Annotated in this window: 15 protein-coding genes; 5 read left to right on the top strand and 10 right to left on the bottom strand. The window is 25.1% G+C overall.

Features of this window, described 5'->3' with window-relative positions; translation table 4 throughout:
- Positions 1–156: 156 nt before the first annotated feature.
- The 4 genes from MCAV_RS03285 to MCAV_RS03270 form a co-directional block, all read right to left on the bottom strand.
- Positions 157–1,605 (bottom strand): substrate-binding domain-containing protein, encoded by a 1,449-nt coding sequence (locus MCAV_RS03285; RefSeq protein WP_391591700.1) that lies wholly within the window; start codon positions 1,603–1,605, stop codon positions 157–159.
- A 41-nt stretch (positions 1,606–1,646) separates the two neighbouring features.
- Positions 1,647–3,041 carry a substrate-binding domain-containing protein gene (locus MCAV_RS03280; protein ID WP_391591699.1) on the bottom strand — a complete coding sequence of 465 codons (1,395 nt, stop codon included), beginning with the start codon at positions 3,039–3,041 and terminating at the stop codon, positions 1,647–1,649.
- Positions 3,042–3,333: 292 nt separating this feature from the next.
- Complete coding sequence (locus tag MCAV_RS03275) at positions 3,334–4,425, bottom strand: M42 family peptidase (protein ID WP_391591698.1); 1,092 nt, start codon at positions 4,423–4,425, stop codon at positions 3,334–3,336.
- Positions 4,426–4,614: 189 nt separating this feature from the next.
- Positions 4,615–5,613, bottom strand: a complete 999-nt coding sequence (locus MCAV_RS03270) for a hypothetical protein (protein WP_391591697.1) — start codon at positions 5,611–5,613, stop codon at positions 4,615–4,617.
- 545 nt (positions 5,614–6,158) lie between these two features.
- Here MCAV_RS03270 and MCAV_RS03265 point away from each other — a divergent pair.
- The 3 genes from MCAV_RS03265 to MCAV_RS03255 all read left to right on the top strand — a co-directional run bounded on the left by MCAV_RS03265 (position 6,159) and on the right by MCAV_RS03255 (position 9,697).
- A complete protein-coding gene (locus MCAV_RS03265; RefSeq protein ID WP_391591696.1) occupies positions 6,159–7,442 on the top strand; it encodes a hypothetical protein in 1,284 nt (427 codons plus the stop codon).
- Between the two features lie 127 nt (positions 7,443–7,569).
- A complete protein-coding gene (gene plsY / locus MCAV_RS03260) occupies positions 7,570–8,475 on the top strand; it encodes a glycerol-3-phosphate 1-O-acyltransferase PlsY (RefSeq protein ID WP_391591695.1) in 906 nt (301 codons plus the stop codon).
- An 85-nt stretch (positions 8,476–8,560) separates the two neighbouring features.
- Positions 8,561–9,697, top strand: a complete 1,137-nt coding sequence (locus tag MCAV_RS03255) for a J domain-containing protein (protein ID WP_391591694.1) — start codon at positions 8,561–8,563, stop codon at positions 9,695–9,697.
- A 14-nt stretch (positions 9,698–9,711) separates the two neighbouring features.
- Here the strand turns inward: MCAV_RS03255 and MCAV_RS03250 are convergent, their stop codons facing one another.
- Positions 9,712–10,569 carry a GNAT family N-acetyltransferase gene (locus tag MCAV_RS03250; RefSeq protein WP_391591693.1) on the bottom strand — a complete coding sequence of 286 codons (858 nt, stop codon included), beginning with the start codon at positions 10,567–10,569 and terminating at the stop codon, positions 9,712–9,714.
- A gap of 3 nt (positions 10,570–10,572) precedes the next feature.
- On the bottom strand, positions 10,573–11,760 hold the full coding sequence (locus MCAV_RS03245; RefSeq protein WP_391591692.1) for an acetate/propionate family kinase: 1,188 nt from the start codon (positions 11,758–11,760) through the stop codon (positions 10,573–10,575).
- A 287-nt stretch (positions 11,761–12,047) separates the two neighbouring features.
- Between MCAV_RS03245 and MCAV_RS03240 the strand changes: the two genes are divergently transcribed.
- Positions 12,048–12,974, top strand: a complete 927-nt coding sequence (locus MCAV_RS03240) for a hypothetical protein (protein WP_391591691.1) — start codon at positions 12,048–12,050, stop codon at positions 12,972–12,974.
- 47 nt (positions 12,975–13,021) lie between these two features.
- Here MCAV_RS03240 and glyA read toward each other — a convergent pair whose 3' ends face one another.
- Together glyA and MCAV_RS03230 are read right to left on the bottom strand one after the other, a co-directional pair.
- Positions 13,022–14,272, bottom strand: coding sequence for a serine hydroxymethyltransferase (gene glyA, locus MCAV_RS03235; RefSeq protein ID WP_391591690.1), 1,251 nt, complete (start codon positions 14,270–14,272; stop codon positions 13,022–13,024).
- A gap of 76 nt (positions 14,273–14,348) precedes the next feature.
- Positions 14,349–14,663: an HPF/RaiA family ribosome-associated protein gene (locus MCAV_RS03230; protein ID WP_391591689.1), complete on the bottom strand. Its 315-nt coding sequence runs from the start codon at positions 14,661–14,663 to the stop codon at positions 14,349–14,351.
- A 120-nt stretch (positions 14,664–14,783) separates the two neighbouring features.
- Here MCAV_RS03230 and MCAV_RS03225 point away from each other — a divergent pair, with 120 nt between their 5' ends.
- Positions 14,784–15,944 carry a bifunctional folylpolyglutamate synthase/dihydrofolate synthase gene (locus MCAV_RS03225; RefSeq protein ID WP_391591688.1) on the top strand — a complete coding sequence of 387 codons (1,161 nt, stop codon included), beginning with the start codon at positions 14,784–14,786 and terminating at the stop codon, positions 15,942–15,944.
- Here the strand turns inward: MCAV_RS03225 and ylqF are convergent.
- Both ylqF and MCAV_RS03215 read right to left on the bottom strand, forming a co-directional pair.
- On the bottom strand, positions 15,875–16,738 hold the full coding sequence (ylqF, locus tag MCAV_RS03220) for a ribosome biogenesis GTPase YlqF (protein WP_391591687.1): 864 nt from the start codon (positions 16,736–16,738) through the stop codon (positions 15,875–15,877). The two genes, MCAV_RS03225 and ylqF, sit on opposite strands and share 70 nt — an antisense overlap.
- A 9-nt stretch (positions 16,739–16,747) precedes the next feature.
- Complete coding sequence (locus MCAV_RS03215; RefSeq protein ID WP_391591686.1) at positions 16,748–17,932, bottom strand: YitT family protein; 1,185 nt, start codon at positions 17,930–17,932, stop codon at positions 16,748–16,750.
- Positions 17,933–18,155 lie beyond the last annotated feature (223 nt).

The raw sequence follows: 18,155 nt of genomic DNA, 5'->3' as shown, positions 1-18,155 counted from the left end.
ATATTTCTCTTGCAACAACAATGAAATCAACATTAAAAATCGAATTTGAATTTATTTTTAAGTTAGAATTTTCAATTATTAAAAAAAATCATAAAAAAACCATTCCTCTAAAAACATAGAAGAAATGGTTTTTATATTTTACTAATTAACTTTTATTTATTGTTTAGGAGTAGAATCTGAAAAAATTTGATTGTATGTTGTAATATTATTACCATCAACTAAAATCGGTTTTAATAAGAATGTATTTACTGGATCATATGAACCACCGGTTGGGTTAGTAGGTTTGTAAGTATTTTGATCTAATGTAACAAAACTATCTACCATTGTGTGCATAGCCGCTGTTTCTGGAGTAGCAGAGGTTGTTTTAGGTTTAGCAGTACTTAATTTATTAAAATCATCTTTGAATTTTGTGATTGTTGCATCTTTATTGATTTCAGTTAAAATATTTTGAGCAATCATTTTACTATTATTTTTATCAAGTGTTTGTTTATGATTAATCATGTAATTGGCTCAAATTGCAACAACTTTTGCGTTTCATTTATCAGATTTTGCAATGGTCATTAATTGATAACCTTGTTCAATTCTTTTTAAATTTTCAGAATTAGAATCTTGACCAGTAATGTAATATTTTTTAGCATCATTTTTATTAGCTTCTAAAGCATTAATAACTGCTAATGCCATCCCATCGTTTGGTGCTAAAAAGGCTTTAGTTTTTTGAAATTCAGGAGTACCTAAAAAGCCTGCAACTCTTTTTTGAGCATCACTATAATTTCAGTTAGCAACTGCTGCAGTGTCAAAACTACTACTACCAACAATTTTTACTTTATTTTTTAATACATTATTTTCAGTAATAACTTTAAGAATATCCATTGCACCATCATAGAAAAATTTAGCATTATTATCTGTTGGTGCTCCAGCAAGTGCATAAATATATTGTTCTTCAAGTTGAGCTAAATGAGCGGTTTCCATACCCATTGGACTCATGCCTATAGTATCACCACCCATACCTCCAGCACCAGTACCGTGCGCTCCTTTTGCTTCACCCATTTTTATTCAATTTTCTAATTGATTTTTTGATTGAAATACAGTACCGCCAGTAAGTTTACTTAGTATTTTAGATGCTAATCATAAACCTTGTAATTCACCAACTTTTGCATTATCAAAAGCTGCATAAAAATAATATTGGTCACTAGAATTAATTAAACGATCATACGCAATAAAAGGAATGTTTTTGGCTTTTGCTTCATTAGCAATAGTAGCAGCACCATCATCATTAGCGCCAACAACAACCGCTTTTGGAATTGGATTTAATGATAATTGGGTTTGAAGAAAATTAGTTTGTTCAACTTGGCTTTTAGTAATATTTGATGTTACTTTATATGATTTCTGTTCTTTATCCTTATATTGCAATAAACTATTTACAATTTCTTTTCTTGCATTAACTCATCTAGGATTATCAGGGTCAGCTAAACCAACTAAAATACGATCAGTATTAGATTCACCAACAGTTGCAACATTGTTGCTACATGCACTCAGTATTAAACTACCACTAATTGCAAGTAGTCCAAAGAAGACACTGTTTTTCTTAAATCGCTTAAATTTCATGTAATAAACTTTCTGTAAGATTTTATTAATTAATTTTTTTATTATTTAGATTCTTTAGATTCTGAAAAAATCTGATTATATACATTAATATTAGCACCATCAACTAAAATTGGATTTAATAAGAATGTATTTACTGGATCAAACTCACCACCAGCCGAGTTAGTAGGTTTGTAAGTCGTTTGATCTAATGTAACAAAATTATCTATCATTATCTGTGTATCTGTAGGTTGTCCACTAGAAGTTGTTGTTGGAAAACCACTTAATTTTTTCAAATCTGCTTTGAATTTTGCAATTGTTGTATCTTTGTTAATTTCAATTAAAACATTTTGAGCAATTGTTTTACTATTTTCTTTAGTAAGGACTGGATTATTTTTAATCATGTAATCAGCTCAAATCGCAACAACTTTTGCATTCCATTTATCAGATTTTGCAATGGTCATTAATTGATAACCATCAGAAATTCTTTTTAAATTTTCAGAATTGGAATCTTGACCACTAATGTAATATTTTTTAGCATCATTTTTATTAGCTTCTAAAGCATTAATAACTGCTAATGCCATACCATCATTTGGTGCTAAAAAGGCTTTAGTTTTTGCAAATTCAGGACTACTTAAAAATCCTGCGACTTTTGTTTGAGCAGCACTATAATTTCAGTTAGCAATTGCTGCTTTATCAAAAGTTTCAGTACCACCAACAATTTTTACTTTATTTTTTAATTTATCATTTTTAGTAATAAGATCAAGAACACCCATTGCACCACTATAGAAAAACTTAGCATTATTATCTGTTGGTGCTCCAGCAATTGCATAAATATATTGTTCTTCAAGTTGATCTAAATGAGGTTTGCCCACTTCATGGTTTCCACTTGTTTCACCCGCTTTGATTCAAGTTTCTAAATCAGTTTTTGATTGAAATAATTTGTTGTTAGTAAGTTTACCTAATATTTTGGATGCTAATCATAAACCTTGTAATTCACCAACTTTAGCATTATCAAAAGCTGCATAAAAATAATATTGGTCACTAGAATTAATTAAACGATCATATGCAATAAAAGGAATGTTTTTGGCTTTTGCTTCATTAGCAATAGTAGCAGCACCATCATCATTAGCGCCAACAACAACCGCTTTTGGAATTGGATTTAATGATAATTGGGTTTGCAAAAAATTAGTTTGCTCAACTTGGCTTTTAGTAATATTTGATGTTACTTTATATGTTTTATTTTCTTTATCTTTATATTGCAATAAACTATTTACAATTTCTTTTCTAGCATTAACTCATCTAGGATTATCAGGATCAGCTAAACCAACCAAAATACGATCAGTATTAGATTCACCAACAGTTGCAACATTGTTACTACATGCACTCAGCACTAAACTACCACTGATTGCAAGCAGTCCAAAAAAGACGCTGTTTTTCTTGAATCGCTTCAATTTCATATAATAAATTTTCTTTATGATTTTAATAATTTAAGTATTAATTAAATTAATAACTTTAATTTAATTAATAAATTGAATATTTTATAATTTTGATTTAAATAAGAAGAAATATTGGATATTTAATATTTAATACAATCTTATACTGACATTATAGTTAACTATTCAATATCTTAGTTAATTAATAGTTAAACTGATTAGTTTGATTTGATTAATCAGTTATTTAAACCTTTAATTAATAATTCAAAAACGAAAAATTATTGTCAAATTTTAATTGATTAAAAAACAATTTAAGTTAATGATACTGAATTTGTTTTAGTGATTCTGAATTAAAACTTTTAATAAAAACAGTTAGTAAATTAACTAAATGATTAAAATCATCTAAACTACTAACACCAATACTACAATGTAAATAACGTTCAGGAATACTTACAATTAAAGTTGGTAAACCATCACTACCAAACTGAATTTCACTAGCATCAGTTCCACCACCTTGAGAAATATATTTAACAATGGGAATTTGGTGCGATTGAGCTAAATTAACAATGTATTTTAATAATTTAGGATTAATCAAATTATAAGCATCTTTAACAGCAATTGCAACACCTTGATTTAATTTAGTGTTACCTGGAATTGCTCCTTGAGTATCATGAGAAGCACAAACATCAATCACAATTGCAAGATCAGCTTTAATTTTTGTAGCAATTGTTTTAGCACCACGACAACCAACTTCTTCTTGACTAGTAGCAACAAAATAAGGATTATTAATTAAATTATCATCTTTTAAATTTTCAATTAATAGTTCTAGAATTGCTAAAGAAATTCGATTATCAATTGCTTTACCAGCAAATAAATTATTTTGCATTAAAAATGGTTCGGTTTTAAAATGAATCAGATCACCAACTTCAACTCCATGAGCAATTGCATCATCTTTTGAAACAAAACCAAAATCAGCAAATAAATCTTTCATTTTCAAGGCTTGATTTTGTTTTTCAAATGGTAGGATGTGAATTGATGTATGACCAATTACACCTAAAAACTTTTTTTGTGAACTTGTTGTTAGTTCAACTTTAGCAGCAGTAATTGCTTGGGGTCAAATTCCACCAACATTAGCAATTGCAATTTGACCATTATCATAAATGTCTTGAACTAAAAACCCAATTTCATCTAAATGACCAACTAATAAAATTTTTGGTCCTTTGGCATTAGGATAATGAGCAATAATCGATCCTAAACCATCACGTTGATAACTTAATTGATTGTGTGAAGCAATTTTTGCAGTTTCTTGTTTAAAAAGATCAACTACAGCTTCTTCATAACCAGAAAGACCATCAACTTGCATGTATTTAATAATTGTTTGATAACTTTTTTTCAATTCATCATTCATAATTAGCAATTTAATTATTTTCTCAAAAATATTTTTTCTTATTTTATCAATTTTAAAATTTAGGATTAATTTTAAAAGGAAAAATTTAAAATATCATTATTAATTAATTTTTAACAATAAAAATCACTACCTTAATTAAAGTTTTAAAGTAGTGATTTTAGCAATTATCATTATGAAAATTTTGAATGCTTAAAATAGGGTTTGATAAGTACTATTTAAAAAAGTAGCAAAACTAGTGTATGAGCCTGATGATGTTACTTCTGTAGTATTATTTTTTTTCTCATTATTATCTTTATTTTTATCTTTATCATCAGTTTTAGCTGGAGCAGGAGTTGGAGCAGATTTATTAAAATCATACCAATAGAATTTACCCGCTCTAAACGCCATTACAGTTGGTGTACCAATAATTTCTGAATGAATTGATTTAGCATAAGCAAAGATTTTACGGAAATTATGAGCAGACTGATCATATCTAACATACTGACCAGCAATAATGCCATTTTTTAAATTATTAGCTTCTTCTTTTTTTCATGGAAAAGTATATAAACGATCACTATAACTTTGAATTGATGATGGTGGCTCATCTTCAAACATCACAAATTTAATGCTTGATTTTAAGTAATTGATTTTATTAGGAGTTAAATTAGTTGATGCGTATTTAATTCCTTTACCTCAAATCCCCCTTGATCATCTAGCATTAGATTCTGATTTGCCTAATGGTGGCACACCATTTTTGGCATATTTTGCTTCATCAAACAAAAATTCAGTACAATGTGAACATGCTCCAGTCCCTAAATATAAAACATAATTACCATCATTATAACGAGTAGTGCCTCTAATTAATTCACCATATGAAACTGGAACAAGTGGTAATTTAGCATATTCTGTTTCATTATCAATATCTTTACTACTAATTTCACGAAACAAACTAGTGTTATATGGATCATTATCACTAACTGTTAAAGTTGCTAATGGAACAAAAGCAAAGGCACTAAAACCAATTAATGATAATAATATTTTGGCAAACAAACCTTTACTTAATTTTACTTTATTGACTTTAGTAAAAGGTGCAAATGATTTTCTAGAACTAGAAAGATCGACTTTAACTTCAGTAATTGCATTTAGTTTTTTATTTTGTTTGCTTAGTAAAGGCTGAGTTTTTTTATTTTTTTTGATTAAATTTTTCATATTAGATTTTTTGATTAAATTTAGCAAAAATCATTTTATGATAATGCAATTTATATTTAATGATTTAATTAAATTAATTTTAATTTCAAATAGAAGAAGATATAATCTATTTTTTCTATTAATCCTTGAAATTATTCTAATTGTTTAAAACAAAATTCGTTTTAATAACTTACTTTTATTATTTATAAAAAAAGTAATTATGATGATTATTTTATAAGCCAAAATGCTTAAAATAAACACTTGGTTTATTAAAAATAATTTAATCACGATTGATTTTATCACAATAAGAAGATTATTTTTGAATAATCTTAATTTTTTAGTTTAATTGTTATTAATCAGAAATAAATAAAAAAATATAAGTAAATCAATAATTTCATGTATAGTTTGATTCAGCAAGTTATAATTCAAGGCTTATTTGCCTAAAAAAAATTAAAAAATAGATAATAAGTTGTGTTTTTGATTGAAAAAATGAAAATATTACTTTTTAATCAATTAAATTACAACTAAATAAGAATTATTTTTAAAAAATTAGAATTGATCTAATAATGTTAAATGATATAGGTGGGATTCCTTTTCCAGATCATTTGTGAAATGGTCCACAAATTATTGGCTGATTTTTTCTTTTTTCGTGTTTAGTAATTGTTAGTGTTTCATTTGCTGCAAAATGCATTAAAATTTTTGCGATTAAATTTAAAATTTCTCCAACTTTTATTGGTGGGGTTGTTTTATCAACCTTTACATCATTGCCTGAATTTTTTACAAGCATTTATGCAGGTGTTAGTGATCGTTTGACAAATTTACCTGAAAAAACTTTATTTAGTTTTTTCAATATTACTGGTGCTAATGCTGTACAAATTTTTATTTTGTCAATTTTTGGATTTAGTTTATTTTTAATTTATTTTAAAAATAAAGAACAATTTCGTTCTAAACTAGATCGAATCAAACAATCAGTTGTTTTTTTGCCTTTTAAAACTATATCTAATTATTATTATAGCTCCATTAGTAGTAAGACATCTGAAACAACTAATGAGTTAATTAATAAGAACCAAAAATTAAATCAATTTTATTTATCTAATTGAAATCCAATCATTCAAGTTAATTTTATTTTATGATTAATTACATTAATTGAATATTTATTGATTTTATTATTTTTACTAGTACCATCTTGAGGTGAAGTTTTTAGTGTTAATGGTTTTAGTTTTATTAATTTTTTATTTTTTCTAAGTTGATTAACTTATTCGATTTATACTTATAAATTTAATCCTGAATCAGAAGATTTGTATAGTCCATCATTAACAAAAACATGAGCTTGAAAAATTAATCCATATTTTTTAATTTTTTTCATTATCTTTTTTTCAGCTTCATTAGCGTTTTTTGCTTATCTTAATAGTGGAATTGTTAATCGCTCAGAAGTGATTGGCATTCCTAAAAGTGCTGCTGCTAGTTTCTTTTTAAGTATTGCTACTAGTTTGCCTGAAATAACTTTATTTATCACATTATGTCGCAAAAGATTATTTGCAACTGCAGGAGCAAGTATTTTAGGCTCTAGTGTTTTTAATTTATCAATTCCCTTTTATAGTAATCTTATTAGTTTCAATCCATTATATGGCAATAATTTTGCTAAATTACTAAATGATCCTTCAATTGACAATCAAGATGCCAAACGATTAATACCATGAATGGGTTTTTCAATTATTCTTTATGTTTTATTAGCAACATCTGCAAGTAGACCTAGTTGTAAACGTAGTTGGTTATCTACTAATTTGATTTTTTTAATGATGATTGGATATATTGTTGGATTTGTGCTAATTTCAAAGTTAATTAACTAATCTATCAATTGTTAAGATATAATTAAGCAATCTGAATTATTATAAGTTAATAATTATTATAATAATTTTTGAACTAAATGATTTTCAATAATAATCAATATCTTATTAGGAAGAAATATTTGTTTTTATGATTGTTTTAATTATGATTTGCTTTATTTTAGTTGCGATTATTATTGGTTATTTATTTGGATCAATTTCATTTTCTCTTATTTTAAGCAAATTAGTTAAAGTTGATATTTTAAATCAAGGTAGTAAAAATGCTGGCGCAACAAATCTAGCCCGTTTAAGTAAACTTTGATTAGGTTTTTTAGTTGCTTTTTTTGACATGATAAAAGTAATTTTAGCTGGTTTTTTCTTTTATCTTTTTGCTTATTATGTTGGTCGAATCATTTTTAATTTTAATAATGCATCTATTAATAATCCAAATGATTTTGTTCCCAATATTTTTTTCAGCAATGTCTTCAAGCATAATGATTTTCCTTATAAAATCATTTTTATTATTTATTTAACTCCTGTTGTAGCTGTTTTTGCTCATTGTTTTCCAATTTATTCTAAATTTAGAAATGGTGGTAAAGGAGTGGCTTCGTTTTTAGGCTTATCTTTTTTTATTTCACCTTGATTAGGAATAGCATTAGTAATTATTTGATGAACATTACAATTTGCATTTAAATATGTTTCTTTATCATCAATTATTTCTGTAATTATTATTGCTATTATTTATTGAATTAATGAATTAAGATCATTTTATTGAATTAGTCAAAACAATTTAATTGCTCATGGCTTTTTTCTTTTTGATTATAGTAATAGTGGTGGATCGATGCAAGAACGACTTTCAGTCGATTGAGTATTAACTACTTATGTTTTTTTCCTAATTTTCTGTTCAGTTGTTTTAATTATTTTACGTCATAAAGCCAATATTAAACGCTTATTGAACCATCAAGAGAAAAAATTTGATGTTTTAGACAATCGTACATTTAAAAAAATATTAAATAAAATTACTAGTGTTTTTAATAAAAACCCAACTGATGTCTAAATTGTCATGAAACAACATTAAAAAATAATTTTTAATCTTAAAAAATTATTTGAATCTATTTATAAATTATTGCTAAAAGTGTAATATGAAAGAAATCAATTACTATCAAATTTTAAAAGTTGATTATAATGCTGATATCAACGAAATTAAAAAATCATATTATAAACTTTTAAAAAAATTTCATCCTGATGTTTATAAAAAAGATGATGCTCATGAAATTACAATTTTAATTAATCAGGCTTATGCTGTTCTATCTGATGAAGCATCACGACGTAATTATGATTCAAAATTTTTTGGACAAAATTATTTGGATCAAGATTTTGATAATTTTTTTGAAAACTATAAATCAGATGCTTGAGAAGAAGGGCGATCAACCACTTCTGTTTTTGATAAAATTTATGGTTTTAATAATCGCTTTAATGAAACAACCACTTCTGATTTTAATAATTCTGATTTTAGAAACACTAAAACTTTTTGAAACAATTATGATGATTCTACTGAATTTTCTCAAGAATATCAAGATCATAATCAAACCAATCGTGAAACTAAAAGTTGAAATGATTATTTTGATAATTCCTTTGACATTAAAATTGATCGTAAAATTATTCGAAAATATTGTCAAGCATTTCAAATTGATTGAGCAGTAGTGCTAAAAATTTTAAACGAATCAAATTTAGCAAGAAAAGAAATTTATTTGCGTTGTTATTATCAACAACATTTTTTTGATCATTATCGTTTAAGTGCTAAACAAATTTTAGCTGAAAACGTTTTTAAAAGTGTCATTGTTCATAGTGAAGACTATCAAACTTTTGTTAAAAGCGTTGATGAGCAAAAAGAACAACTAAATTTATCAGCAAAATTTTATTTTGATGAATTTTATTTAAGTCAAGATTTTCAAAAAATCATTCGTTATTATCGTTTGTATCAATGTAATTTTTGTCAATCAACATCACATCATAAAAATAATTATTGTCATTTTTGTTTTAATAAACGTTATTTAAAAGAGCGAATGGCAGTTAATATTGCTTGAAAAAAAGATCAGTTATCTACTAAAACGATTGTTTATAAAAATTTTGGTAATCGTAATGAAAATTTTATGGGTGATTTAATTTTAAAATTAATTCCTAAGAAAAATTTTGGTTTTGAAAATAGTCAAATGGTAATTGATTATCATATGGATAATTTTTCGATTGATGAAATTGAAGAGAATAAAATTATTTAAAAAATTAAAATTAATTAAACAAAATAACTTCACAAACAAAATTGGTGTTTCCTACCTGATTTTTGATTAATTTGCACCATTAAAACTTTGTTTTGAACTAATAATTTTTTTGTTTTTTGATTTATTAAATCAAAATCTTCTTGATCTAAAATTAAAGTTAGTTTTTGATGTGGTAAATGATTTAATAATTCAATAAAATGATTAACATCACTAAAACCATAAGCAGAAATTAACTGATCACTATCAACAAAACAAAAACTAGTTTGATAATGATAAATTATTTCTTGATTAACTAATTTATACTTACTGAATTTAACAAAATGATCATAAGATAATAATCATTGACAATTATGACGTTTTTGATCATTTTGAAACAAACAATATAACTGCTTTCAATTGATCAATTGGTTGTACTTATAAATTTTTAAATTAATTAATAGTTGATTATCATATTGAGGAATTCATTCTGTTTGATAACAATTAATTGCATCATAAAAATTTAAATGGCGATAATAATTAAAATTTTCTGCTTGTAATAAAATATAGTCAAATTCATTTTCAACTTTTTTAATCACTTGATCTAAAAAAATTCGACTTAAACCTTGTTTGCGATATTTAGGGGCAATACAAACACAAGATAATGAAATCGTTGATATTTTTGCTTGATTAACTAAATTAAAAGTTTTAGTTGTGTTCAAGCACATCCCAATAATTTCTGAAGAATTATTTGATCTAAAAAAATAAGAATGATTTAAATCACTTGCTTGTCATAAATAGTGAAAAGCATTTGGTTTTTCATGAAATGATTGTTGAAATAAAAGAGAAGCTTGATAATAAGCATCAGAATGATCACTAAATTTCAATAAAACCATAAACTAAATTTTTAACAAGCGTTTTACATCATTAAAAATCATTAATTCTTCATTAGTTCTAACAACATACAAAGCAACTTTAGAATCAGGATGAGAAATTTTTTGATAACGATCGATTTTGCCTTCATTAAGTTGATCATCAATTTTTAATGATAGTAAAGATACTTTTTCACTAACTAATTTACGAATCACACTAGCGTTTTCACCAATTCCAGCAGTAAAAACAATACCATCAATTTGGTTTGCTAAATCATTAGCATAAATCACAATATAATCAGCAACTCGTTTACAAAAGACATTTAGTGCTAAAATTGCTTTTGGATCTTTAGCTTTAACATTAGCAATTAAATCACGCATATCAGATGTGCCACAAAGTCCTAATAGTCCTGATTCTTTATTTAATAAAGTATCAATTTTTTTAATGTCATATTTTTTCACATCAGCTAAATATTTAATTACTCCCGGATCAATATTACCACTTCTTGTTCCCATCACTAAACCTTCAAGTGGTGTTAGTCCCATAGAAGTATTAATGGAAAGATTGTTTTTAATTGCTGTAATTGATGCACCATTACCTAAGTGACAAACAATTAAATTGACTTGATCTTTTTTTAAAATTTGTTGCATTTGTTCAGTTATGTACTTATATGAAGTACCATGAAAACCATAACGTTGAATTTTTAATTCTGCAGCTAAATCAGCATTAATCGCATAAGTTTTATTTTCAGCAGTTAATGTTTGATGAAATGCAGTATCAAAAACACCAACATTAATGGCATTAGGAAGAATTGTTTGTAATTCTTCAACAATTGTTATTTCTGCTTCATTATGTAGTGGTGCTAAAGGAATATATTCTTTAACTTTAGCAATTTCAGTTGCTTTTAAAATAACTGAATCTTTAAAATAATTACCACCTTGAACAATACGGTGACCTACACCAATAATTGAATTACGATTAGATAAAATGTGATTTTTCTCTAAATAATCAAATAGAAATTTTAAAGCTTGAGCATGATTAGGAAAATCAGCATTTAAAGTTGTTTTTTGATCGTTAAATTTAATCGTAAATGAACCATCAACTCCAATTCGTTCACAAATTCCTTCAGTAATGGGGCTTGCTGTTTGGATTGAATAAATTGAATATTTGATCGAACTACTACCAGCGTTAATAATTAAAATTTGTTGTTGCACAATAATACTTGTTAAAATCTTCTAATAAATATCAATTAAAATTAGAGTTAAATTTTAAACTTTATTTTAAAAATTATTACAAGAAAATTTGTTTAAATTAATTATGCTCTTAAAAAGATTAGTTCAATAATTTTTAAAATATCATTAATCTTAAAATAATAATTTAAAATAATTTATTTGATTAATAAAATAAAATTGCAATTATTTTATTAATAAGAAGATTTTAATTATTTAGTAAATAAAATTTTTATTTTAGATCAATTTATTAAGTGAGTTAGTTCAATTATATGTCATCTTTTAATCAAAATGATCGTTCTGATCAAGTTAAAAAATTAGATTTAGATAATACTAAAAATAGTGTAGTTACTACTAATAAAGAACTAGTAACTAATAACCAACTAGTGACTGAATCAAACCTAAAAAATGATCCAACTAAAAATAATAATTCAGATCATATTATTCAATTAATTAAAAGTTTTGAAACTTATGATTTAAAACCATTATTGCATTTTTATCATAATTACACTTTATCACTACTAAAAAAAGTTAAATTTGATCATACAAAAATTTTGCAGCAATTTAAAATTAAAATTAATTACAATCGAAAATTAAATCGATACAGTTTTGATCAATTAAAAACAATTAGTGATTATCAAAAATTAATTCAAACAATTGAAAATAACAAGTTAATTATTTTTCGTAATTATCAAACTTCGTTTTTAGTAAAAACATTTGCTAATCAAGAAGAATATCAGCAAGTTAAATCCTTTTTAGATCAAAAAAATCAAAAATTAAAAGCAATTATTAGTGAATTTGAAAATCTTGCTCCTGGTTTTTTTGATTGACAAAGTTTTAATAGTGAAATTGAAAATTTAATTATTGAACGAAAAACTAGTTTTGATCATGCCTTTATTTATTTAATGACATCATGATTTTTTCAAAAAGATGATGTTGGCAAATTTAATCATTTTTTACTAAAACAATATCAAGTTAGAAAAAAGTTAGCAACAAAATATGAAAAACTAGAAGATATTTTATCTGTTTGAGCTCCATTTATTAGTTTATGAAAAAAAAGTGTGGCAAAATTTGTTGTTTGAGATCAAAGTTATGAAAAAATCTTTAACAATTTACTAAAAATTGCTAAACGGATTTTATCTTATCGTCAAAATGTTTTTTTAAAAAATTATTTTGAATCTAAAACTGAAAATTTTTAATAATGAGCATTAAAAAATAATTAGTTTTAATCAAATAATAAATAATATTAACTTATTTGTGTTTGTTTTTTAGTTGCTAAAAAATCAATCACCGCTTTTTTAATAGTACTAATTTTTGATTGATCACCATGACTAATAATAATTTCATGAATTCAATCAGCCACTTGAATAAAATCAGTTTCATTAAAACCTTTAGTTGTCATTGCTGCTACACCTAAACGCAAACCACTTGGTTTTCTAGGTGTTTGTGTATCAAAAGGAATTGTGTTTTTATTAGTAGTAATATTAGCAGCTTCTAATCATTTTTCAACTAAATCAGCAGTGACATGATAACTTGCTAAAACATTGATTGTAAATAAATGATTATCAGTTCCATTAGTAATTACTTGAATACCCTTATCAATGAAGGCTTGACAAAAAGCGCGACAATTTTTAATGATTTTAGCAGCATAATCTTTAAATTCTGGTGTTAGTGCTTCAGCAAACGCAGCAGCCTTTGCAGCAATAACATGTCCTAATGGTCCACCTTGTGCTCCAGGAAAAACAGCACTATTAAGTTTTTTAGTTAGTTTTGGATCGTTTCAAGCTAGAATCGCTCCTCTTGGACCACGTAAAGTTTTATGAGTTGTTGTCATCATCACATCAGCATAAGGAAAACAATTAGGATGTTGTTTACCAACAATTAAACCAGCAATATGAGAAACATCAGCTAATAAATAAGCACCTACTTTATTAGCAATATCTTTAAATCTTCTAAAATCAATTATGCGTGAATAATTAGAAGCACCAGCAATAATTAAGTCTGGTTTTTCAATTAAAGCAATTCGTTCAATTTCATCATAATCTAATAAAAATGTTTCAGGATTAACTTGATAAGTAGCACATTGATATAATTTGCCTGAAAAAGAAACTTTAGTGCCATGACTTAAATGACCACCAGAGTTAATATCCATCCCTAAAACTTTACCTTGTGGTGGTACTAATGCTAAAAACACAGCAAAATTTGCAGGAGTACCAGCATGAGGTTGAACATTAGCAAATTGACAATCAAACATTTCAGTGACTAATTGAATTGCCATAGTTTCAATGGCATCAATATTTTCACACCCACCATAATATCTAGCATTAGGATAACCTTCAGCATATTTGTTAGTTAAAATACTACCTGTTAGTGCTAAAACTTGTTGAGAAACAAAGTTTTCACTAGCAATTAGTTCAATGTGCTGATCTTGGCGTAATTGTTCAGCTGCAACTAAATCATAAATTTGTTTAATTGTGTTTTGATATTTTTGATTCATTCTAATTCCTTTTTTAATAAAAAAAATAGTTTCAAAAATCATTAATGTGATTTTCAAAACTAAATTGATTTAATTATTAATTATTTTTGAATTGGGTTTTAATTCTTCTTAATTGGTCTAATGTTTTTTCAACTAATTCATTAATTGAATGTTGTAAGTTACTATATTCATTAGATTTAGCATGAACATCTGGTCGACCTTTAATAGCAAAAGAAAGACTAGATTTATATTTATTACTTTTAGCATAATAAGTAATTTCTGCTTTAAATTTTTCATCAACATTAACGAAATTAAAATCTAATAATTTAGTTATTTTGTTATAAAAATATTCTTCAGCAAGAACATCTTTATCCATATTTTTTCAACGGATTTGTAAATTTAAATTGGTCATTTTTTTGATTCTTATTTTAATAATTTAATTTAAATAAAATGTTAGATAGTATAAACTATTATTGTATTTTATTATAATTATTTTAAGATTAATATTTTTTATTTCAAAAGATTTTATTGTATGAAAACTAGTGTTAACATTTTTACTTCATTTAATTTAACAACAGGTAACTTAAATCGTTTTAAAAAATATTTAATTCAAGCAAAATTAGATTTAGACCAACTAAAAGTAATTCATGTGGTTGGTACTAATGGTAAAGGAAGTAGCGCAAATTATTTAGCCAAAAATTTAAGATTAAATAATTTAAAAGTTGGTTTATTTACTTCACCAGCATTTCTAGAACATAATGAACGAATTAAAATTAATGATTTTGTTATTAGTGATCAGCAATTAATGACAATTTTGCAGCAAATTAAAAAAATCGTTCAAAACCAACCAATTAATTTTTTTGAAATTTTTACTTGAATTGCAATTCAATTTTTTCTTGAAGAAAAATGTGATTTAGCTGTTTTTGAAGCTGGAATTGGTGGCAAATGAGATAGTACGAATCTTTTTAGTAATTCAATTGCAACCTTATTAACTAGTTTAAGTTATGATCATCAAGATACATTAGGATCATCAATTACTGCTATTGTTAATCAAAAATTAGGCATTGCTAATAAATTTGAACCAGTTTTTGTTAGTTATAGTAATCAAAAATATGCCACAATTTTAAAAAAAATTAACGGTAATTTAATTTTTGCTAAAGATCAGAAAATTAGTAATGATTTTTTTATTAATGAATCAGCATCATTAGTAATTAGTTTTTGCCAACATTTTAATTATCAAATTGACTATCAAATTTTTAAACGTAACATTTTAGGGAGACTAACTTGTTTTAGTAATCAAATTATTTTAGATGGAGCTCATAATTTAGATGGAATTAAAAAATTAGTTGCTAATTTAAATCACAATTTTGCTAATCAAGCAAAAATAATTGTTTACTCTTCATTAAAGACAAAAGATTTCAAACAAATTATTAGTTGATTAAAAAGTCAATTTCCTAATAATTTTTATGTTAGTTTTTTTGATCATAAAAATGCAATTAAACAAAATGATCTTAATGTTCAAGTCAATTTGATTAGTTTAGCAACAATAAAAACAATAATTGAGCAGTGAACTAATAACCATTGAGTTATTTTTTGTGGTTCAATTTATTTTATTGCTACTGTTTATCAATGATTATCATTAGATAAAGTTCAAGAAATCGGACCAATTTTACCTGTACGAATTAAATCATAAAAATATCACATTGTTTTATCTAAATCTCAATTATTATTTTTAATTTTAAAATTTTGTTTTTGAGCTAAAAGTAGTAAAAACTGATCAAAATCATGATTTAAAGGCTGATTAACTAAATTTGTTAGTAAATGATAATAATTTTTACTTAAAAACTGATATGCATATTTTAATGTTTCTTGTAGTGGAATTAGTTCGCGTTTAATTGCACCAATTAGTGCTAATTGATAACCAATTTGCTCATTACTAACTTTTTTATAAAAAACTCCTGGAGTATCATAAACCCACATATTTTTATGAAACTTAAAAGCAGTAAATTTTTTAGTTAATCCTGGTGTATCAGCCGTTAATGCAACATTTTTTCTAACTAATTTATTAATAATTGTTGATTTACCCAAATTAGGTAAACCACAAACTAAAATTTGTAAAATCGGATTTAACATTCCTTTATTTTGTGCTTTTTTTAATTGTGAATCTAGTGCAGTTTCACATGCAGCAATAATTTGATCTCTTGTGTTTGAATCAAAAGAATTAAAACTTAATTTTGGACATAAATTAGGATCAGCTAAATCTTTTTTTAAATAAATTTTTAAAATCGGTTTATTAGTAAAAATTGCACTTAATTGGTAATTATCACTTGCAATGACTGCTCGTGCATCTTTAATTTCAATAATTAAATTAATTTGTGGTTTTAATTTCATAATCTGGTTCATAGTTTGATGCATATGACCAGGAAACCAATTAATTTTTGTTGCTTGTTTACTTAAATCTTTTTTGTGTTGGTAATTATCATTCATATTAAGATTTTAATCAAAATCAGACCTAATTCGAAAATTACCTTGGACACTAATAACTGGACTGGAAATAATTAAACAATCTTGATCGTGTTTGCGAACCATTGATATCACTTCTGGTACTTCACGATAAAAACAGACCATTTCAATATTAGGGTGGGGTTTTAGTGAATAACCTCCAGTTGATCGATTTAAAGTAAAAGCATGGACTAATTTTTGTTTAATAAAAAGAGCACGAATTAAATCAATTTTATCAGTATAGATTTTGATTGTGACAACATCAAATTGGGGATAAAATTTTTTAGTAATCATTTTGCGTAACATTACTGATAATAATGTTGCAATTAAAATTGGTGAAAAAAAATTAGCAACTAGTAAACTAGTATTAATTGCATTATTTAAGACAATACTATAAGGAATATAAGTACCAATAATAAAGGAAATGATGGTAATGATCAAATTGATAATTAAACTAGTTGTACCAAATAAGGAAATATTTTTTTTAGAATGATAAAACAATAATCAGTCTGTTCCTCCAGTTGATCCACCCATAATATAAATGAATGTTGTTGAAATCGAACCTAAAACTCCTAAAACAATTCCATAAATTAGTAAAATAATAATTTTTGAAGTATCATTAGCTCCAGATCATTCAAGCACTTGAATGTTATTATTAATTAAACTTTGATTATTAGTTAATGGATTAGTAAAAATATAAAAATCTTTTAATGCAGGAATTGCTCCTAATATTAAACCAATGATTGATGAAGCAGCAATATTAATAATTGATAAAAAAGAAAACTGTTTACCAATTTTAAAGTAGCCAAAAATCGCTAAAGGAATATTAAAAAGCAAATTCATCGTTCAAAACAAAATGTTATAAAACACTTCTGCTTGCTCAGTAGTGTAATTGTGGAAATATGTTAATCCAAAAAAAGCTAAACGTGATAAACCTTGAAAAAATCCTGTTGCACCTAAGTTATATATTCCAGTTTTTTGCAAAAAGAAAAAACTGGTGATGCCAATTCATAAGCCAAATATTGCTGATCAAAGATATCTTTTAAAAATTTTTTCTCGTTCATAAAAAGAAAAAAAATTTCAACTACCAAAATTAATTCTTTTCACATTAACTTGGCCACAATCTCAATCTTTAATAAAAATATTTTTTAAAGCATTATTATTTTTTTTATTTTTCACAAACTAATTTTCCAAAACTAATCAAATAATTTCTTAACTATCAAACTAAAAAATTATTGCTAAATTATATTATTTTTTTATAAAAAAAATTAAACAATAAATTAATAACCAAATCAAAAATTTAAAAAAACTAATTATAAACAAAATAATTTATTTAAATCTAATTAAAAAACTAATCAGTAAAAAAACCAAGATCAAAAAATTCAATCTTGGTTATTTATTT

It is taken from the genome of [Mycoplasma] cavipharyngis, assembly GCF_042984175.1.
GTDB classification, from domain to species: domain Bacteria; phylum Bacillota_I; class Bacilli_A; order Mycoplasmatales; family Mycoplasmoidaceae; genus Mycoplasma_N; species Mycoplasma_N cavipharyngis.
This window is presented reverse-complemented; position numbering and strand designations above follow the sequence as displayed.